The following is a 19,194-nucleotide window of genomic DNA, read 5'->3' as shown; positions in this document are numbered from 1 at the left end:
ACTGATCGGCGAACAGCGGGCCCGCGCCGGTGACGTAGGCCTTGATTCCCGGCGGCGCGGGCACCGAGTCCACGATCTTGCGGACGGCCGCGGCGGACTCGTTCGCCAGCCCGCCGCCCATGTTGCCGGCGAGGTAAACCTGGACGTACGCGGCCTTTTGATCGTGGACTCGGTGCCCGCGCCGCCGGGAATCAAGGCCTACGTCACCGGCGCGGGCCCGCTGTTCGCCGATCAGTCCCACGCGGGTGAGAAGGGCGTCGCGAAGGTCACGCTCGTCACCTTCCTGGTGATCATCGTGATGCTGCTGTTCGTCTACCGGTCGATCAGCATCGTCCTGATCATGCTGGCCATGGTGTTCATCGAGCTGGCAGCGGCCCGCGGTGTCGTCGCGACGCTCGGTAACTACGGCGTCATGGGGCTGTCGACGTTCGCCAACAACATGCTGGTGCTGATGGCGATCGCCGCCGGGACGGATTACGCGATCTTCGTGGTCGGCCGCTATCACGAGGCCCGCGGGCTGGGCGAGACCCGCGAACAAGCGTTCTACACCATGTTCCACAGCACCGCGCATGTCGTGCTCGGATCGGGCCTGACCATCGCCGGCGCGATGTACTGCCTGAGCTTCTGCCGGCTGCCGTACTTCCAGTCGCTGGGGGTGCCGTGCGCGGTCGGCATGCTGGTCGCGGTGCTGGCGGCTTTGACGCTGGCTCCGGCAATACTGACGGTTGCGTCGTTCTTCAAGCTCATGGATCCGAAGCGCACGCTGCAGACCCGGGGCTGGCGTCGCATGGGCACCGTGGTAGTCCGCTGGCCCGCACCGGTTCTCGCGGTGACCGTCGCGATCGCGCTGGTTGGTCTGCTCGCCCTGCCCGGTTACAAGACCGACTACGACAACCGCCACTTCCTGCCGGCGGACACCCCGGCCAACGTCGGTTATGCCGCCGCGGACCGGCACTTCGACCAGGCTCGGCTCAACCCTGAGCTGTTGATGATCGAGACCGATCACGACCTGCGTAATCCGGCCGACTTCATCGTCCTGGACAAGGTCGCCAAGGCGGTCTTCCACATCCCCGGTATCGGCCGGGTGCAGACCATCACCCGGCCGCTGGGCACGCCACTCGACCACAGCACCCTCGGATTCCAGATGGGTGCGCAGGCCGCAGGGCGAATCCAGACCCAGCACTATCAGGACGAGCAGGCGGCAAACCTGCTCAAGCAAGCCGACGAGCTGCACAAGACGATGGCAACCCTGCATGAGCAGATGCAGGTGACCCAGGATCTCAGCAACACGACGCACGAAACCACCAGGCTCACCAAGGAAACCGTGCAGATCACCGAGAGGTTGCGCGACGACATCGCCAACTTCGACGACTTCCTGCGGCCGATCCGTAGCTACTTCTACTGGGAGAAGCACTGTTACGACATCCCGGTCTGCTGGGCACTCCGGTCGGTCTTCAACGCGCTCGACGGCATCGACCAGGTGGCTGAGAACATCGTGAACCTCAGCGCGAACCTGGACAAGCTGGACAAGATTCAGCCGAAACTGGTCGCGCTGATACCGCCGCAGATCGAGAGCCAGCAGCGCAACCTCGACACCATCATGTCGAACTATGCGATCACGCAGGGTCTTAACGAACAGGCGAGAGCGCAGTCCGACAACGCCACCGCGCAAGGCGACGCCTTCGACAAAGCGAAAAACGACGACACGTTCTACCTCCCGCCGGAGGCGTTCAAGAGCCCGGATTTCGCGCGAGGTCTCAAACAGTTCATCTCGCCGAACGGGCACGCCGTCCGGCTGATCATCTCCCACGAAGGCGACCCGGCGACTCCTGAAGGCATCAACCACATCGAACCGATCAAGCAGGCCGTGCACGAGGCGATCAAGGGCACTCCCTGGGAAGGCGCCAAGGTCTACCTCGGCGGCACCGCCGCGACGTACAAGGACATGCACGACGGCTCCAACATCGACCTGATGATCGCCGGAATCGCCGCGGCCACTTTGATTTTCATCATCATGCTGGTGATCACCCGAAGCGTCGTGGCGGCCTTCGTGATCGTCGGTACCGTGTTGCTGTCGCTGGGCGCCTCATTCGGACTCTCCGTGCTCTTGTGGCAGTACATCCTGGGCATGAAGTTGCACTGGATGGTGCTGGCGATGGCGGTCATCCTGCTGTTGGCGGTCGGCTCGGACTACAACCTGCTGCTGATATCGCGGTTCAAAGAGGAAATCCACGCCGGGCTCAAGACGGGGACGATCCGCGCCATGGCCGGTTCCGGCTCGGTGGTGACCTCCGCCGGTCTGGTCTTCGCCGCCACCATGGCCACGTTCATGTTCAGCCCGCTGCTGGTGATGGCCCAGGTGGGTACGACGATCGCGCTGGGTCTGCTCTTCGACACCTTGATCGTGCGGTCGTTCATGACACCGTCGCTGGCCACCCTGCTCGGCCGCTGGTTCTGGTGGCCGCAGCACGTGCGTCCGCGGCCGGCCAGCACCATGCTGCGACCGTACGGACCGCGTCCCGCGGTGCGCGAGTTGATCCTCAACGACGTCGACGAGCACCCGCCGGGCGGAGTGGTACAACCGCGCTGATCTTCACGCGCGCGAACACCGACCGGTGGCGCGACGACCGCGCTACTGACGGAGCTGGGTCACGCGTAAGGCGTGACTGAGCTGGCGTACCGGTACGCCGCAGGTCAGGCAGTAGGCGTGCGGGCTGGACCTGATCTGGTCCACCTGCCGCAGCACCTCGATCTGCAGGTCGCGCAGGCAGCAGGTGCACACGATGCCGACGATGTTGCCGAGCGGGTCCGCGCCGGGCCGGTTGCAGCCGTCCACGGCGTGGCGGTGCACGACGTGGGTGGCGCGGCTGGTGCAGCCGCCGTCGGCCTGGCAGCTGAGGTCGTGCCAATCGAGCTGCGCCAGGATGTCGGCGACGTCGTCGCGATGGGACCCGCCCCGGGGTGGCTGAGCGTCTGTGCTGTGCATGGCACGACTATCCCGCGGCGGCGCGCAACGCACCATCCGGTCAACGGGTGATTGCGATGTCCCCCGATCGGGGGACGAACAACGTCGAACCCTAGCCTTGGGGGTCGACCCGGCCCTTGACAGGCCCTGGCCATCCGGGCGGGCCAGTGGGCTCGGCCCAGTCCCAGACTGACATGTCGCCGGGCGGGTATTGGTTGCAGATGTCGGTGGCCTTGGCCACGACGCCCTTGTTGTTCCAGAAGATCTTCATGTGGTTGGGCCAGGCCACCCACAGCGGATCGGACACGGGCGCATAGAAGTTCTCGGAGTAGTTCCGGCGGTCCTCCGGTGACAGCGAGTAGAACCAGTGCGCCTTGTCGATGGTCGCCTGCTGGACGTTCGGGTGGTTGTCGAAGTCGATCATGTAGCGCTGGTAGTACACCGGGCTGGTGTCCCGGGAGGCCGCCAGGATCTGCTCGGCGTCGCACGTGGTGTTGATCATCCGGCGGGGGATCGGGAAGTCCTCCGTGGAGTCGGCTACCGCGGTCGACGGGAAGATCGCAGCGGTAACACCCAGAGCAAGGAACACGGCGCCTGCACGCAGGCCAGTACTCAGCCGAGACATAGCCGTTACGGTAGCACTTTTTGGCCCGCCGGGAACAGTTCCCAGCTCACTGCCAGGATTTGGCTAGTGCATCTCAGTATCAGTCGCGATCAGGGACGATGACGTGCTTTGGATCGGGCCGCAGCTCAGGCGGGGCCTGACTGTAGTCGCCGAAGGGGCCGTCGCGGCGCTCGATCGCCGCGCGCACGCCGTCGGCCTCGGCGGTCTTGATGAAGGCCAGCGCGTCGGGGGTGTTGCGCATCAGGCCGTCGAGGATCCCGCCGAGCGTCTGGGTGGACGCCAGCCCCATGTTCTCGTAGGCCTGGTTGACGATCAGCTTTTGGGCCTGCAGCTGCGACAACGGGATCTGCGAAAGCTCGGCGGCGATCTCGGCAACGCGGGCCTCCAGCCGCTCGAATGGCACCGCCTCGTTGATCAACTCGATCTCGGCGGCCTGCACGCCGGTCAGCGGCCGGCCGGTCAGCGAGTGCCACTTGGCCTTGGCCAGGCTCAGCCGGTAGAGCCACATCCCGGTCAGATACGCGCCCCACATCCTGCTGTAGGGCGTGCCGATCACCGCGTCCTCGCTGGCGATGACGAGGTCGGCGCACAGCGCGTAGTCGCTGGCCCCGCCCACGCACCAGCCGTGTACCTGGGCGATCACCGGCTTGGACGCCCGCCAGATGGCCATGAATTTCTGGGTCGGGCCGGTCTCGCGGGCGCTGACCATCGCGAAATCCTTGCCCGGATCCCATTTCCCGTCGGTCATCATGGCCTCGCCCCAGTGCTGGAAGCCGCCGCCGAAGTCGTAGCCGCCGGAGAACGCCCGGCCCGCACCGCGCAGCACGATGACCTTGATGTCTTGATCGCGCTCGGCCAGCCCGATGGCGGCCTCGATCTCGTCGGGCATCGGCGGCACGATCGTGTTGAGCTGGTCCGGGCGGTTCAGCGTGATGGTGGCCACCGGGCCGGCCGTCCGGTACAGCAGCGTCTCGAAGTCACGGGTCGGCATAGCGTCCTTACGGGTCGGGCTGACGGTTCTCCGGCGAGGACGCGTAGATTCGCCCGCCGATCTTCAAATACGGCGTGGTGAGGTAGGCCGAGAAGGCGACGATGGCGGAAAACACCGCCGCCGCGAGCACGCCGTTCGGCCAGAGTTGCCCGGTCCCGACCGCAAAGCAGACGATGCCGATGGCCGCGGTCGCCCAGTAGAACCGCCGGCCGGCGCGACGGTGTTTGACGAAGCGATAGCGCGCCTGTGCCGCCGAGGCCAGGATGAAGATCAATCCCGTCGCCAGCAGGGTGAGTTCGATGCGTTGGATCGCGGACACGTCGACGATCCTATGGCCGCATCGGCGGTTCGGTATCGAGCGCTACGACCTTTTCGCGGCGTCGTGCTCTGCGGCGCTCACGGATCCGGATTCATCGATGATCTCGCGGGTATCAGTGGGAAACATGTTGGCGTGTCACGGGAGCAGGTGAGGGGATGCCTGGTACGGCCGGCCCCGCGCGGCCACGGCGGGAGAGCGGCTTGCGGCGGTCGCTGCAGGAATTCCTGGCCGTGCCGCTGGTAATGATCTTGGGGTTCATTGTGCTGGCGGTCGTCACCAGCGTGTTGGACCGCACCGATATCGGGTGGCTGCAGCCGGTTCAGCAGGCTCTCGCCAAAGTGGCGCCACCGCAACAGAACCAGTCGATGTTGCGCACCGTTGCGCCGGGCGTGCTCACCTTGATGACCATCACGTTCTTTCTGCTTTTGACGCTGGTGAACCGGATGGCCGATGTCTTCACGTGGGTGGTCGTCGAGCAATTTCTCAGTCGCCGCGCCCACAAGGCCTTCTTCGGATACTTCGCCGGGCTCTCCACGTACTACGTGATCGTGCTGACGCTGGCCGATCCGCAACGAGCCGTGTTTTCCACCGTCGTCGCGCTGATCTTGAGCGTGCTCGCGTTGGTGGGGTTGGTGGTCTTCGGCTACCTGGTTCTCGACCAGCTGCGTCCGCCCTCGGTGGTCGAACGCATCGTGCAGCTCACGGTCGCCACCCGTGCCGAGCAGTCGGCGTGGTTGAGGCGACTGCGGGACAAACCTCAACTGGAGCGGCTGCCCACCACCATCGTTCGGTCGGAGTGCAGCGGCTATCTCGTCGACATCGACGTGGCCAGCCTTGGTCGGGCTCTCGAATCAACCAGCGGCGCAGTCGAAGTCGAGTTTTGCGTCAGGCTGGGTAGCCACATGGTCGAAGGATCGGCACTCGCCGGGGTGCGTGCCGAGCGTCAGGCCGACCGGGAACGGCTGGCCGGGGCGGTTTATGACGCGTTGCGCTGCGGCCGTGAGCGACAACTCAACCGGGAACCGGTTTACGGGGTGCATCAGCTCTCGAGCATCGGATGGGCGTCGGCTACACAGCGCGATCCGGAAGCTGCCTTGGTGACGGTAGACGGATTGCACACCCTGTTGGCGCACTGGGTGCACCGATCCCCGTCATCCGGTGGAGCGGAGCCCGACGACGAACCACTGCCGGTGGTTTACCGTGATACCGCGATTCCGGAAGTGTTGTCCGCACTTTCGAGCATCGCGGTGGGTGCCGCCCAGGGCGGGCAACACCAGACCTGCGCCCAGGTTTTGAACGTCTTCGCCATGGCCCTTCCGGACCTTCCCGCGGAGTACCAACGCATGGTGACGGCACAACTGCGCCACGCGTTGCCGGGAGCCGCCAGGCATCCCCTGACCAATGAGATGGAGCGAGCGCTGACCGCGTTGGGCCGTGCGCTGTCGGACAATGGTCAGGCCGGCGCGGCGGCGGAAGTCGCCCGCCTCGGCTCACGGTTGGGCAATCAGCAGTCCGAGGGCTGACAGCAAGACCATTCAGCTCAAGTGCCCAGCATCTGCCATAGAAACGAGTAGGTCAGCGCGGACTTGAACGCCACCTGCTCGTTGTCCGCCGCGCCGGCGTGCCCGCCCTCGATGTTCTCGTAGTAGAAGACCTGATGACCGGCGGCCTCGAGTGCTGCCGTCATCTTGCGGGCATGCCCCGGGTGCACCCGGTCATCGCGGGTGGAGGTGGTCATCAGCACCGGTGGGTAGCGGCGCGTCGCCGAAATGTTTTGGTATGGCGAGTATTCGGAGATAAATGCCCAGTCGTCGGGGTTGTCGGGGTCGCCGTACTCGGCGACCCAGGAGGCGCCGGCCAGCAGCAGGTGGTAGCGCTTCATGTCCAGCAGGGGCACGCTGCACACCAGCGCCCCGAACCGCTCGGGGTACTGCGTCAGCATGATGCCCATCAGCAGGCCCCCGTTGCTGCCGCCCTGCGCCCCGAGCTGCTCGACCGTGGTGATGCCGCGATCCACCAAATCGGTTGCGACGGCGGCGAAGTCCTCGGCCACCTTGTGCCGGCCCTCCCGCATCGCCTGGGTGTGCCAGCCGGGACCGTATTCGCCCCCGCCGCGAATGTTGGCCAGGACGTAGGTGCCGCCACGGGCCAGCCACAGCCGGCCCAGCACGCCGCTGTAGCCCGGCGTGTTCGACGATTCGAAGCCGCCGTAGCCGTAGAGCAGGGTGGGCGCCGGCCCGCCGGCGGCCTGCGGACCGCCGGGCCGCACCACGAAGTAGGGGATCGACGTGCCGTCCTGTGACGTGACGAAGTTCTGTGTCACCGAGATGTTTTCGGCGTCGAAGAAGGCCGGCGCGGACTTGATCTGCTCGAGCCGGCCGTCGTCGGTTCCGCGCATCAGCCGTGACGGCGAGTCGAATCCGCTGGAATCCAAAAAGAATTCGTCGCCGGTGTCGTCGGCGGAGACGACGACGGTATTGGTCGCGGCGGGAATCCCGGCCACCGGCTCGCGTCGCCAGTCGCCTTGTGACGATCGCAAGCGCGGCGGAGCCGGGCGCAGCGGGTCGTCACGCGATGGTGACGATTGCAAGCGCGGCGGGTCGTCACGCGATGGCGGCGTGACGATCTCCACGCGGCTGGCCACGTCGGCGAGTGTGACGATCAGCAGCCGGTGCTTGGTCCACGTGTAGTGGTTGAGCGCGGTGTGCTCGTCGGGTTCGAACACCACCTGCAATTGCGCTGTGCCGGCGAGGAATTCCTCGTAATTCGCGGCCAGCAGCGAGCCGGCGGTATAGCTGGACTCGCCCAACGACCAGTCGCTGCGCAGCTCGATCAACAGCCACTCGCGGTGCAGGCTCACGCTGGCGTCGGTAGGCGCGTCGATGCGGATCAGTTCCGACCCGCGCAGCTCGTAGACCTCTTCGTTCCAGAAGTCCAAGGCCCGGCCGATCAGGGTGCGTTCGAACCCGGGGATCCGGCTGGCGCTGGCCACCACGTTGACGTCGGAGCGAGATCCCTCGAAGACCGTTTCGGCGTCGGCGAGGGGAGTGCCGCGGCGCCACCGTTTGACCACCCGTGGATAGCCGGAGTCGGTCAGCGAATCCTCGCCGAAGTCGGTGCCGACCAGCACGGTGTCCGGATCGGCCCAGCTCACCTGCGACTTGGCCTCGGGTAGCGCGAACCCGCCGTCGACGAATTTCCTTGCCTCCATGTCGAATTCGCGCACGATGGAGGCGTCGGAGCCGCCGCGGGAGAGGCTGACCAACGCGCGGGTGTATTCCGGGTAGATGACGCCGGCGCCGGCCCACACCCACTTCTCGCCGTCGGCCCGACCCAGTTCGTCGACGTCGATCAGCACGTCCCACTCCGGGGAGTCGGTGCGGTAGCTGTCCAGGGTGGTGCGCCGCCACAGCCCGCGGGGGTTGGCCGCGTCGCGCCAGAAGTTGTAGAGGTACTCGCCGCGGCGGACCACGTAGGGGATGCGGGCGTCGGTGTCGAGCACCTCGAGCGCCTCGATGCGCATCCGCTCGAAATTCTCGTCGCGAAAGCGCGCCAGTGTCGGCTCGTTACGCGCCCGCACCCAGTCCAGCGCCTCGTCACCGGTGACGTCCTCGAGCCACAGGTATGGGTCCTCAGTCATGCCGCCATTCTTACGGCCGCAGGACGCGGGCCCTTACGTCGCCCTCGCAACCATCGCGGCCCACGGGATCTCGAGGGCGCCGTCGCGCTGGTAGGGCGTCAGCGACGGTGCGAGGGTCGCGCGGATCGCGTCGATCTGCGCGGGGTCCAGGGAGGCCACCAGTTCCACCACCGGGCCGGCGAGCCCGGTGACATGCGCCCAGTGCTCGTCCGGGCTGTCGAAACGCATGACCCCGGTGATCTCTTCGACGGCGACGTCCGCGAACCCGCCCGCATCGGCCAGGGCCCGGTTGCTTTCGGGGGTGGCGAGGGAGAAAGGACCGCCTGGGGCGAACGGGTCGCCGGGCGGCGTGACCCCGTTCTGCAGCATCGCGACCACCACGTGGAAGAGCCACGGGTTGCGGTCCGGCGGTCCCCACGTCGCGTAGGCGAACCGGCCGCCCGGCCGCAAGACCCGCCGGACCTCCGCGACCGCCCTCTGCTGCCCCGGCATGAGCATCAGCCCGAAGCGCGAAAGCACCCCGTCGATGCTGGCGTCCGGCAGATCGAGCTGTTCGGCGTCGAGTTCGCGACATTCGACGTTGTGCAGGCCCCGCTCGTCGGCCCCGCGACGCGCTGCCGCCACCATCTCGGGCGCAAAATCGCTGGAGATCAGGCGGCCCGTGGGACCGAGCCGGTCCGCGACGAGAAAGCCGGTCTCGCCCGGGCCCGCCGCCACCTCCAGAACGGTCTGGCCCGGTTGCGGATCAACCTGCTCGACGAGCCATTCGGACACCGCGCGCACGTCGCCGAACATGCGTTCCCGGTGCTGTTCCCAGGCCGGTGCCACGGATCTCCACTGCCGAAGCGCCTCCTCGGCTGAATGCGTCTCGGCCATGCTCGTCCCCCGCGTCGACCCGACATCCCCGGATGAGTGCAGCGTACTGTGAGCTGTGTCACGAGGGAAGGAGCCGAAAAGATGCCTGTTTTTGCACGTCCAGGTTCTGCCGGGGCGTTGATGTCGTACGAATCCCGCTACGAGAATTTCATTGGCGGGCAGTGGGTTGCGCCGGCCAAGGGCCGCTACTTCGAGAACCCGACCCCGGTCACCGGCCAGCCGTTCTGCGAGGTGGCCCGCTCCGACGAGGCCGACATCGACAAGGCACTGGATGCCGCGCACGCCGCCGCCCCGGCGTGGGGCAAGACGGCACCCGCGGAGCGCGCGGCAATCCTGAACAAGATCGCCGACCGCATCGAGGAGCACACCGCCGCGCTGGCGGTGGCTGAGGTCTGGGACAACGGCAAGCCGATCCGCGAGGCGTTGGCCGCCGACATTCCGTTGGCCGCCGACCACTTCCGCTACTTCGCCGCGGCGCTGCGCGCGCAGGAGGGCGCGCTGAGCCAGATCGATGACGACACCGTGGCTTACCACTTCCACGAGCCGCTCGGAGTGGTCGGGCAGATCATCCCGTGGAACTTCCCGATCCTGATGGGTGCCTGGAAACTGGCGCCCGCGCTGGCGGCCGGCAACGCGGTGGTGCTCAAACCCGCTGAGCAGACACCGGTTTCGGTGCTCTACCTGATGTCGCTGATTGGCGACCTGCTCCCGCCGGGAGTGGTCAACGTCGTCAACGGATTCGGCGCCGAGGCCGGCAAGCCGCTGGCGTCGAGCAACCGGATCGCCAAGATCGCGTTCACCGGCGAGACCACCACCGGGCGGCTGATCATGCAGTACGCGTCGCAAAACCTCATCCCGGTCACGCTGGAGCTCGGCGGCAAGAGCCCCAATATCTTCTTCTCCGACGTGATGGCCAAGGCCGACGACTACCAGGACAAGGCGCTGGAGGGCTTCACCATGTTCGCCCTCAACCAGGGCGAGGTGTGCACGTGCCCGTCGCGCAGCCTGGTTCAGGCCGACATCTACGACGAGTTCCTCGAACTGGCCGCGATCCGCACCAAGGCAGTCCGCCAGGGTGATCCGCTGGACAGCGAGACCATGCTGGGCTCGCAGGCCTCCAACGATCAGTTGGAAAAGGTGTTGTCCTACATCGAGATCGGCAAAAACGAAGGCGCCAAGGTGATCACCGGCGGCGAACGCGCCGAGCTCGGCGGCGACCTGTCCGGCGGCTTCTACATGCAGCCCACCATCTTCAGTGGCGACAACAAGATGCGGGTCTTTCAGGAGGAGATATTCGGGCCGGTGGTCACGGTGACGTCGTTCGCCGATTACGACGACGCCATCTCGATCGCCAACGACACCCTGTATGGCCTGGGGGCCGGGGTGTGGAGCCGCGACGGCAACACCGCCTACCGGGCCGGGCGCGACATCCAGGCCGGCCGGGTGTGGGTGAACTGCTACCACGTCTATCCCGCCCACGCCGCGTTCGGCGGCTACAAGCAGTCCGGCATCGGCCGGGAGAACCACAAGATGATGCTCGACCACTATCAGCAGACCAAGAACCTGCTGGTGTCCTACTCCGAAAAGGCGCAAGGGTTCTTCTGATGCTTCCGCCCCCCGGGGTGGTCATCACCGCCCCGGCCGCCCAGGTGCTGGCGCGGTTGCAGGCCGCCCACGGCCCGGTGATGTTCCACCAGTCCGGTGGCTGCTGCGATGGGTCGTCGCCGATGTGTTATCCGCTCGGTGATTTCCTGGTCGGCGATCGCGACGTCTTGCTCGGCGTCCTCGACGTCGGGACAGACGGTGTGCCGGTGTGGATTTCGGGTCCGCAGTACACCGCCCACTATCGCGACAAGCACACCCAGCTGGTCATCGACGTGGTGCCCGGCCGCGGGGGCGGGTTCAGCCTGGAGGCGCCCGACGGCGTGCGGTTCCTGTCCCGCGGTCGCGTCTTCACCGACGACGAACGGGCCGCAATGGCCGCCGCGGCGGTGATCACCGGCGCGGATTACGAACGCGGTGAACGCCCCCCGGCACGGGGTCCGGTGGTGACCGACGCGGCGTCGTCAACGTGCCCCCCGCGCGGGTAGCCGCAGTACAGTCGAGAAAGTGATTCCCCTTCCGCGTCCCTGGTTGTTGGCCAGCGCCATGCTGATCGGCAGTGCGGTCGGACTTTTGGCGGGCGTGGCCTGCACCCTGGTGATTCACGCCAGCGTCCGCCCGGGCGTCGCCATCGCGTCGGTGGTCGGCATCCCCAGCGTCGTAGGGCTGGCGACGATCCTGTTCTCCGGGCGTCGGTGGGTCACCATGCTCGGGGCGTTCCTGCTGTCGGTGGCGCCGGGCTGGTTCGGTGTGCTCGTCGCGCTGCGGGTGACCGCCGGTGGCTGACGACAAGGACGCCTCGAGCCCCGGCACCGAGGCGTTCGTACCGGACTTCTCGGATGACGAAGACGACTCCGAGCACACCGGCACCCAATCCTGGGTGCCCGATTTCGATGACGACACCGGCGAGCACCCCGCGGTGGCCGAGCCGGAGCCCGCCGCCGCACCGGCGGCGGACGCGACGCCGGAGGCTAGCGAGCAGGAGTCGCCCGAGCCCGTCGGCCCCGTGCAACCGATCAACGTGCCCGGCCGGTATCTCTACCTCAGGTGGTGGAAGCTGGCCCTGGTGCTGCTGGGCGCGTGGTCCGCGGCGGCCGTGATCGGGCTGGGGCTGTTCTCTTGGTGGTACCACTCGTCCGACAAGACGGCGGCGCTGTTCGTCGTCCTGGCCTACGTGGTGGTGTGCATCGTCGGCTCGGTGATGCTGGCGATGACCGAAGGCCGGCCGCTGATCTCGGCGCTCGCGGTGGCGCTGATGTCCGGGCCGTTCGCGTCGCTGGTCGCCGCGGCACCCCTGTACGGCTACTACCACTGCGAGCGAGCGGGGCACTGTCTGGTCGGTGTCATTCCCTATTGACGGCTCGCCCGGGCGGCCGCCAGAGGCCGCGGCCAACTAGGGTGGGCTCGTGACTTCTCACTATGACGTCGTCGTCCTCGGGGCCGGTCCCGGCGGATATGTCGCAGCCATTCGCGCCGCACAGCTGGGGCTGAGCACCGCGGTGATCGAACCGAAGTACTGGGGTGGCGTCTGCCTCAACGTCGGGTGCATCCCCTCCAAGGCGCTGCTGCGCAACGCCGAACTCGCCCACATCTTCACCAAAGAGGCCAAGACGTTTGGCATCAGCGGCGAGGCGACCTTCGACTACGGCGCCGCGTTTGACCGCAGCCGCAAGGTGGCCGAGGGCCGCGTCGCCGGCGTGCACTTCCTGATGAAGAAGAACAAGATCACCGAAATCCATGGCTACGGCCGCTTCACCGACGCCAACACGATCTCCGTCGAGCTCAACGAGGGCGGCACGGAGACGGTGACTTTCGACAACGCCATCATCGCCACCGGCAGCAGCACCCGCCTGGTCCCCGGCACGTCGCTGTCGGCCAACGTGGTCACCTACGAGGAACTGATCCTGTCCCGCGAGCTGCCGGAGTCGATCATCATCGCCGGTTGCGGGGCGATCGGCATGGAGTTCGGCTATGTGCTGAAGAACTACGGCGTCGACGTGACCGTCGTCGAGTTCCTGCCGCGCGCGCTGCCGAACGAGGACGCCGATGTCTCCAAGGAGGTCGAGCGGCAGTTCAAGAAGCTGGGCGTGAAGATATTGACCAGCACCAAGGTCGAGTCGATCTCCGACAACGGCTCCGAGGTGACCGTGGTGGTCAGCAAGGACGGTAACTCGCAGGAACTCAAGGCCGCAAAGGTGTTGCAGGCCATCGGTTTTGCCCCAAATGTCGAGGGCTACGGCCTGGAGGCGGCCGGCGTCGCGCTGACCGACCGCAAGGCCATCGGAATCACCGACTACATGCGGACCAACATCGAGCACATCTACGCCATCGGCGACGTCACCGGAAAGTTGCAGCTGGCCCACGTCGCTGAGGCCCAGGGTGTGGTGGCGGCCGAAACCATCGCCGGCGCAGAGACTTTGGCGCTCGGTGACTACCGGATGATGCCGCGCGCGACGTTCTGCCAGCCCAACGTCGCCAGCTTCGGGCTCACCGAGGAGCAGGCTCGCGAGGAGGGCCACGACGTGGTGGTGGCGAAGTTTCCGTTCACCGCCAACGGCAAGGCCCACGGCGTGGGCGACCCCAGCGGGTTCGTCAAGCTGATCGCCGACGCGAAATACGGTGAGCTGCTGGGCGGACACCTGGTCGGCCACGACGTCTCAGAGTTGCTTCCGGAGCTGACGCTGGCCCAGAAGTGGGACCTGACCGCAACCGAGCTGGCCCGCAACGTCCACACCCACCCGACCATGTCCGAGGCACTGCAGGAATGCTTCCACGGCCTGACCGGGCACATGATCAATTTCTGAGTAAGAGATATGCGCACCGTCACCCCTCAGGCCCTCGCGGGTGCCGTCGGTGGCCTGGCGACCGGTTATGTCCTGTGGCTGCTGGCCATTTCGAACGGCGACAACGCGACCGCCGGCCACTGGGGCCCGCTGGTGCTGCTGGCGTCGGTGGTGCTGGGGATCGGCGCCGCGCTGTGGGGCTTGCGGCAGCGCCGGCGGGGCAAGCGGCCGTGGGCGGCGTTCGCCTTCGCGCTGCCGGTGCTTCCCGTGATACTGACGCTGGCCATCCTCGCCGACGTCTACCTGTAGCTAGCGCGGATGGTCCAGCGGAATCTCGAGCGCTGACATGGTCGCGGCCAGACCGTCGTATTGGCTTGCGAGCAAACAGAATTCGATCAGCTGCCGCCGATCCAGGTGGGCGGCCAGCGCCTGCCAGGTCTCGGCGGTGACCGTCCGGTCCTTGACGAACTCGTCCGTCGCCGACAGCAGCGCCTGCTGACGCACCGTCAGGCGCGCATCGACCGGGTCCAACCGCTGCGGCCACGCGAAGATCGCGGCCTGCAGATCGGCGTCGAGCCCGGCGGTGCGCGCCATCCGGCGATGGTGCTGCAACTCGTATTCGCACGAGCGCAGGTGCGCGACGCGCAGGATCACCAGTTCGGTGTCGATGGTCGGGAGCTTGCCGCGCAGCAGTCGGCCCCCGTAGGCCAGCCAGGTCCAGAACAGCAACCGGCGCTGCCCCAGGGTGGTGAACAGGTGCATCTCCGGGGCCCGCACGGTGCGCGCACCCAGCTTGGCGATCACCCAGTTGATCGGCCCCAGTTCGCGGAACCGCCCCGGCGGGATGCGGCCGTCCGCCGGCGCGCTCACGGCTGGGTCACCAGGTAGGGCGACACCGTGCTGCGGTGCTCGTCGAGATCGAGTGCGCGGCCGAGTGCGGGGAAGGCGCGCTGTGGGCAATTGTCGCGTTCGCAGACCCGACAGCCCGCGCCGATCGGTGTGGCCACTGTTCCTGGTTCCCCCGAGACGTCGAGTCCCTCCGAGTAGACCAGCCGGTGAGCGTGGCGAAGCTCGCAGCCCAGGCCGATCGCGAAGGTCTTACCCGGCTGACCATACCGGGCCGCGCGCCGTTCCACGGTGCGGGCCACCCACATGTAATTGCGGCCATCGGGCATCTGGGCGATCTGCACCAGGATCTTGCCCGGGTTGGCGAACGTCTCGTAGACATTCCACAGCGGGCAGGTGCCTCCGCTGGAGGAGAAGTGAAACCCGGTGGCGGACTGACGTTTTGACATGTTCCCGGCCCGGTCGACCCGGACGAACGAGAACGGCACACCCCGCATCGACGGCCGCTGCAACGTCGAAAGCCGGTGTGCGATGGTCTCGTAACTGATCGAGTAGAACGAGGACAGCCGCTCGACGTCGTAGCGGAAATTCTCCGCGACGTCGTGGAACTGACGGTAGGGGAGCACGGTGGCCGCGGCGAAGTAGTTGGCCAGCCCCAGCCGGGCGAGGGTGTGTGACTCGTCGCTGGTGAACTTGCCCTCCTCGACCAAAGTGTCGATCAGATCGCCGAATTCGAGGTAGGCCAGTTCGGCGGCCATCTTGAACACCTGCTGTCCCAACGACAGGTGGTTGCTGAATTCCAGCGTCTTGGTTTCGGGATCGAAGCGGTGCAGCACGGTGTCGCCCAGATCGATCCGCCGGTTGATGTGCACACCGTGCACCTCGGTGAGCCGGCGGGTCAGCTCGCGCGCCAGATCGCCGTGGTGCAACCGCATCTTGCTGGTCAGATCCTCGGCGGCGGTGTCCAGCTCGTGCAGGTAGTTCTGTCGTTGGTAGAAGTAGTCGCGGACTTCCTCGTGCGGCATGGTGATCGACCCGCTACCGCTGCCGTCGGAGTACCGCTCCTCGGTGGCGGCCGCGAGCTGGGCCGTGGTGATCCGGTAGCGCCGGTGCAGGTTGACCACCGCGCGGGCCAACGCGGGATGGGCGCTGACCATCTCGGCGACCTCGGTGGGGTCGACGTCGATGTCCAGGTCCCGGTCCATGGTGACCTCGCGCAGCTCGGCGACCAGCCGGGTGTCGTCCTGGGAGGAGAAGAACGTCGCATCCACCCCGAACACCTCGGTGATGCGCAGCAGCACGGCCACGGTCAGGGGGCGGACGTCGTGCTCGATCTGGTTGAGGTAGCTCGGTGAGATCTCCAGCATCTGAGCCAGCGCGGCCTGGGAGAACCCGCGTTCGTTGCGAAGCTGGCGAACCCGTGACCCGACGAACGTTTTGGACACCTCTCCGAGGTTACCGGCCTTTGCGAAGATGGGAGTTCGCAGACTTGGCAATGCCTGCGGTCGCGTCGGGATAGGTGTTCGACGCACCCCGTTGGGATGATGCGACCGGGGCGCAGGCCTTAGCCTGGGGTAACCACGAGGAGGAAACGGGAGCGACGCGGTGAGCCTGGATAAACAACTGATGCCGGTGCCCGACGGTCACCCTGACGTGTTCGACCGCCAGTGGCCGTTGCGGGTCGGCGATATCGACCGCACGGGTCGGTTGCGGCTGGACGCCGCGGCGCGCCACATCCAGGACATCGGCCAGGACCAGCTGCGCGAGATGGGCTTCGAGGAGACCCATCCGCTGTGGATCGTCCGGCGCACCATGCTCGACCTGGTCCGACCGATCGAGTTCAACGACATGCTGCGCCTGCGTCGCTGGTGTTCGGGCACGTCGAACCGGTGGTGCGAGATGCGGGTCCGCATCGATGGCCGCAAGGGTGGGCTCATCGAGTCCGAGGCGTTCTGGATCAACATCAACCGCGAAACCCAGATGCCCTCGCGCATCGCCGACGACTTCCTGGCCGGACTGCACAAGACCACTTCCGTCGACCGGCTGCGGTGGAAGTCGTATCTCAAGCCGGGCAGCCGCGACGACGCGGTCGAGATCCACGAGTTTCCGGTCCGGGTCACCGACATCGACCTGTTCGACCACATGAACAACTCCGTGTACTGGAGCGTGATCGAGGACTATCTGGCGTCCCATCTGGAGCTGATGCGGACCCCGCTGCGCGTCACCATCGAGCACGAGGCGCCGGTGGCGCTGGGCGACAAGCTGGAGATCATCTCGCACGTCCACCCCGCCGGATCCACCGAACAATTCGGTCCCGAACTGGCCGATCGGACTGTTACAACGCTCACATATGCCGTCGGCGACGAGGCGAAAGCCGTCGCCGCGATCTTTGCTCGCTAACAGGACAAGCGTCCCGGTTAATTTGCGGTGTGACCTGCGGCTTTGGGGTTACTGACGGGTAGCTTCTGAAACGGTTAAGTTTGTTCGCAGCTTAGCAAACTTCGCAAAATCGGTCGGTCCCGTTGCTTAAATTGGCAACTGAAACGGGTGGACCAGCCCCTATGAGCTGTGCCATCTTCGAGTTAGCACACCAGCGAAGTTGAGCCGCTAGCTACCGCCGGTGCGGCGTCCGCAACTCAGTAGTGAAGACCGTGAAGGAGCATGCCCAATGTCTGTCGTTGGCACCCCCAAGAGCGCCGAACAGATCCAGAAGGACTGGGACACCAACCCGCGTTGGAAGGGTGTCACCCGGACCTACACGGCCGAGGACGTCGTCGCCCTGCAAGGCACCGTAGTCGAGGAGGCCACCCTGGCCCGCCGCGGCGCCGAGGTGCTCTGGGAGCAGCTGCACGACCTGGAGTACATCAACGCGCTGGGCGCCCTGACCGGCAACATGGCCGTGCAGCAGGTGCGCGCGGGCCTGAAGGCCATCTACCTGTCGGGTTGGCAGGTCGCCGGTGACGCGAACCTGTCCGGCCACACCTACCCCGACCAGAGCCTGTACCCGGCCAACTCGGTGCCGCAGGTGGTGCGCCGGATCAACAACGCGCTGCTGCGCGCCGACGAGATTGCCAAGGTCGAGGGTGACACCTCGGTGGAGAACTGGCTGGCGCCGATCGTCGCCGACGGTGAGGCCGGCTTCGGTGGTGCGCTCAACGTCTACGAGCTGCAGAAGGCCATGATCGCCGCCGGTGTGGCCGGCTCGCACTGGGAGGACCAGCTGGCCTCGGAGAAGAAGTGTGGACACCTGGGCGGCAAGGTGCTGATCCCGACCCAGCAGCACATCCGGACCCTGACCTCGGCCCGGCTGGCCGCCGACGTGTGCGACGTCCCCACGGTGGTCATCGCCCGCACCGACGCCGAGGCCGCCACGCTGATCACCTCCGACGTCGACGAGCGCGACCAGCCGTTCATCACCGGTGAGCGCACCAAGGAAGGCTTCTACCGGGTGCGCAACGGTCTCGAGCCGTGCATCGCCCGGGCCAAGGCCTACGCGCCGTACTCCGACCTGATCTGGATGGAGACCGGTACTCCGGACCTCGAGCTCGCCGCCAAGTTCGCCGAGGGCGTCAAGGCCGAGTTCCCCGACCAGATGCTGGCCTACAACTGCTCGCCGTCGTTCAACTGGAAGAAGCACCTGGACGACTCCACCATCGCGAAGTTCCAAAAGGAGCTTGCCGCAATGGGATTCAAGTTCCAGTTCATCACGTTGGCCGGCTTCCACGCCCTGAACTACTCGATGTTCGATCTGGCCTACGGCTACGCCCGCAACCAGATGAGCGCTTACGTCGAGCTGCAGGAGCGCGAGTTCGCCGCCGAGGAGCGCGGCTACACCGCGACCAAGCACCAGCGCGAGGTGGGTGCCGGTTACTTCGACCGCATCGCCACCACGGTGGACCCGACCTCGTCGACCACCGCGCTGACCGGCTCCACCGAAGAGGGGCAGTTCCACTGAGGACGAGCGGGCTTGCCCGCGAGGACGAAGTGGAACCGAAGGCGTGAGTCACTGAGCCACCGGCCCTCGGCGCAAGCCGCGCCCCGAAATTGAGATGAAGTAGCGTAGGCCCCGCCCAGCTGATCCTGGGCGGGGCCTATTGCGGTGCAAGACGATACGGGTTACCGGAGAGAACCGGAGAGAGATCAAGTGAGTGACACAACGATTCAGCGCGTAGGAGTAGTCGGGGCCGGCCAGATGGGGTCGGGCATCGCCGAGGTCTCGGTCCGCGCCGGTGTCGACGTGACGGTGTTCGAGACCACCGACGCCCTCATCACGGCCGGCCGCAACCGCATCGTGAAGTCGCTCGAGCGCGGCGTCAGCGCCGGCAAGGTGACCGAGCGCGAACGCGACCGCGCGCTGAGCAAGCTCACCTTCACCACGGACCTGAAGGATCTCGCGGACCGCCAACTGGTCATCGAGGCGATCATCGAGGACGACGCCGTCAAGGCGCAGGTGTTCGCCGAGCTCGACCGGGTTATCACCGATCCCGACGCCGTGCTGGCCTCCAACACCTCCAGCATCCCGATCATGAAGATCGCCGCGGCCACCA

Annotated in this window: 18 protein-coding genes and 2 pseudogenes; 11 read left to right on the top strand and 9 right to left on the bottom strand. The window is 66.5% G+C overall.

The genetic code is table 11. From position 1 onward, the window contains the following. Window positions 1-163, bottom strand: a pseudogene (locus A9W96_RS31055) (MMPL family transporter); the annotation flags it as partial. On the opposite strand from A9W96_RS31055, the pseudogene A9W96_RS28120 reads away from it, so the two are divergent. Beyond that, a pseudogene (locus A9W96_RS28120) lies at window positions 161-2,590 on the top strand (RND family transporter); the annotation flags it as partial. The pseudogenes A9W96_RS31055 and A9W96_RS28120 sit on opposite strands and share 3 nt — an antisense overlap. 42 nt (window positions 2,591-2,632) lie before the next feature. Here the strand turns inward: A9W96_RS28120 and A9W96_RS28115 are convergent. The 4 genes from A9W96_RS28115 to A9W96_RS28100 form a co-directional block, all read right to left on the bottom strand. Beyond that, a complete protein-coding gene (locus tag A9W96_RS28115; protein WP_067144502.1) occupies window positions 2,633-2,986 on the bottom strand; it encodes a hypothetical protein in 354 nt (117 codons plus the stop codon). A 91-nt stretch (window positions 2,987-3,077) separates the two neighbouring features. Beyond that, the gene (locus tag A9W96_RS28110; RefSeq protein WP_067144501.1) at window positions 3,078-3,590 is read right to left on the bottom strand and encodes a DUF5078 domain-containing protein; all 513 of its coding nucleotides are present in this window, start codon (window positions 3,588-3,590) and stop codon (window positions 3,078-3,080) included. 79 nt (window positions 3,591-3,669) lie between these two features. Then, window positions 3,670-4,581, bottom strand: coding sequence for a crotonase/enoyl-CoA hydratase family protein (locus tag A9W96_RS28105; RefSeq protein WP_066868446.1), 912 nt, complete (start codon window positions 4,579-4,581; stop codon window positions 3,670-3,672). A gap of 7 nt (window positions 4,582-4,588) precedes the next feature. Next, window positions 4,589-4,900 (bottom strand): hypothetical protein, encoded by a 312-nt coding sequence (locus A9W96_RS28100; protein WP_066868448.1) that lies wholly within the window; start codon window positions 4,898-4,900, stop codon window positions 4,589-4,591. A gap of 155 nt (window positions 4,901-5,055) precedes the next feature. On the opposite strand from A9W96_RS28100, the gene A9W96_RS28095 reads away from it, so the two are divergent. Then, complete coding sequence (locus A9W96_RS28095; RefSeq protein ID WP_082972674.1) at window positions 5,056-6,423, top strand: DUF2254 family protein; 1,368 nt, start codon at window positions 5,056-5,058, stop codon at window positions 6,421-6,423. 17 nt (window positions 6,424-6,440) lie between these two features. On the opposite strand, the gene A9W96_RS28090 is transcribed toward A9W96_RS28095, so the two are convergent. Together A9W96_RS28090 and A9W96_RS28085 are read right to left on the bottom strand one after the other, a co-directional pair. Further along, window positions 6,441-8,540 carry a prolyl oligopeptidase family protein gene (locus tag A9W96_RS28090; protein ID WP_067144499.1) on the bottom strand — a complete coding sequence of 700 codons (2,100 nt, stop codon included), beginning with the start codon at window positions 8,538-8,540 and terminating at the stop codon, window positions 6,441-6,443. Window positions 8,541-8,573: 33 nt separating this feature from the next. Continuing rightward, complete coding sequence (locus A9W96_RS28085) at window positions 8,574-9,416, bottom strand: class I SAM-dependent methyltransferase (protein ID WP_067144498.1); 843 nt, start codon at window positions 9,414-9,416, stop codon at window positions 8,574-8,576. Window positions 9,417-9,497: 81 nt separating this feature from the next. Between A9W96_RS28085 and A9W96_RS28080 the strand changes: the two genes are divergently transcribed. Genes A9W96_RS28080 through A9W96_RS28055 form a run of 6 tightly spaced genes read left to right on the top strand, consistent with a single transcriptional unit; the run spans window position 9,498 to window position 14,110 of the window. Beyond that, the gene (locus A9W96_RS28080) at window positions 9,498-11,021 is read left to right on the top strand and encodes an aldehyde dehydrogenase family protein (protein ID WP_066882274.1); all 1,524 of its coding nucleotides are present in this window, start codon (window positions 9,498-9,500) and stop codon (window positions 11,019-11,021) included. Further along, window positions 11,021-11,506, top strand: a complete 486-nt coding sequence (locus A9W96_RS28075) for a DUF779 domain-containing protein (protein ID WP_067144497.1) — start codon at window positions 11,021-11,023, stop codon at window positions 11,504-11,506. Before A9W96_RS28080 ends, A9W96_RS28075 begins: the two co-directional genes overlap by 1 nt. A gap of 19 nt (window positions 11,507-11,525) precedes the next feature. Further along, window positions 11,526-11,804, top strand: coding sequence for a putative holin (locus tag A9W96_RS28070; RefSeq protein ID WP_197499688.1), 279 nt, complete (start codon window positions 11,526-11,528; stop codon window positions 11,802-11,804). After that, complete coding sequence (locus A9W96_RS28065; protein WP_067144495.1) at window positions 11,797-12,375, top strand: hypothetical protein; 579 nt, start codon at window positions 11,797-11,799, stop codon at window positions 12,373-12,375. The genes A9W96_RS28070 and A9W96_RS28065 overlap by 8 nt, the downstream gene beginning before the upstream one ends. A gap of 49 nt (window positions 12,376-12,424) precedes the next feature. Next, on the top strand, window positions 12,425-13,822 hold the full coding sequence (lpdA, locus tag A9W96_RS28060) for a dihydrolipoyl dehydrogenase (protein ID WP_066868751.1): 1,398 nt from the start codon (window positions 12,425-12,427) through the stop codon (window positions 13,820-13,822). A 9-nt stretch (window positions 13,823-13,831) separates the two neighbouring features. Then, entirely contained in the window at window positions 13,832-14,110 is a 279-nt protein-coding gene (locus A9W96_RS28055; protein WP_066868749.1) for a hypothetical protein, read from the top strand. Here the strand turns inward: A9W96_RS28055 and A9W96_RS28050 are convergent, their stop codons facing one another. Together A9W96_RS28050 and ramB are read right to left on the bottom strand one after the other, a co-directional pair. Then, window positions 14,111-14,671 (bottom strand): carboxymuconolactone decarboxylase family protein, encoded by a 561-nt coding sequence (locus tag A9W96_RS28050; protein WP_066868747.1) that lies wholly within the window; start codon window positions 14,669-14,671, stop codon window positions 14,111-14,113. It abuts the gene before it with no gap. Next, window positions 14,668-16,092, bottom strand: a complete 1,425-nt coding sequence (gene ramB / locus A9W96_RS28045) for an acetate metabolism transcriptional regulator RamB (protein WP_066868745.1) — start codon at window positions 16,090-16,092, stop codon at window positions 14,668-14,670. The genes A9W96_RS28050 and ramB overlap by 4 nt, the downstream gene beginning before the upstream one ends. Window positions 16,093-16,252: 160 nt before the next feature. On the opposite strand from ramB, the gene A9W96_RS28040 reads away from it, so the two are divergent. The 3 genes from A9W96_RS28040 to A9W96_RS28030 all read left to right on the top strand — a co-directional run. Then, window positions 16,253-17,047 carry an acyl-[acyl-carrier-protein] thioesterase gene (locus tag A9W96_RS28040; protein WP_066879624.1) on the top strand — a complete coding sequence of 265 codons (795 nt, stop codon included), beginning with the start codon at window positions 16,253-16,255 and terminating at the stop codon, window positions 17,045-17,047. Window positions 17,048-17,315: 268 nt separating this feature from the next. Beyond that, the gene (gene aceA, locus A9W96_RS28035; RefSeq protein WP_066868741.1) at window positions 17,316-18,602 is read left to right on the top strand and encodes an isocitrate lyase; all 1,287 of its coding nucleotides are present in this window, start codon (window positions 17,316-17,318) and stop codon (window positions 18,600-18,602) included. A gap of 237 nt (window positions 18,603-18,839) precedes the next feature. Beyond that, the coding region (locus tag A9W96_RS28030; RefSeq protein WP_369830883.1) for a 3-hydroxyacyl-CoA dehydrogenase NAD-binding domain-containing protein at window positions 18,840-19,194 on the top strand (355 nt) is incomplete at its 3' end.

It is taken from the genome of Mycobacterium sp. 1245852.3 (assembly GCF_001669335.1).
GTDB lineage: Bacteria > Actinomycetota > Actinomycetes > Mycobacteriales > Mycobacteriaceae > Mycobacterium > Mycobacterium europaeum_A.
Note: the sequence above shows the minus strand (reverse complement) of the source record. Positions and strands in the feature narration are given on the sequence as shown.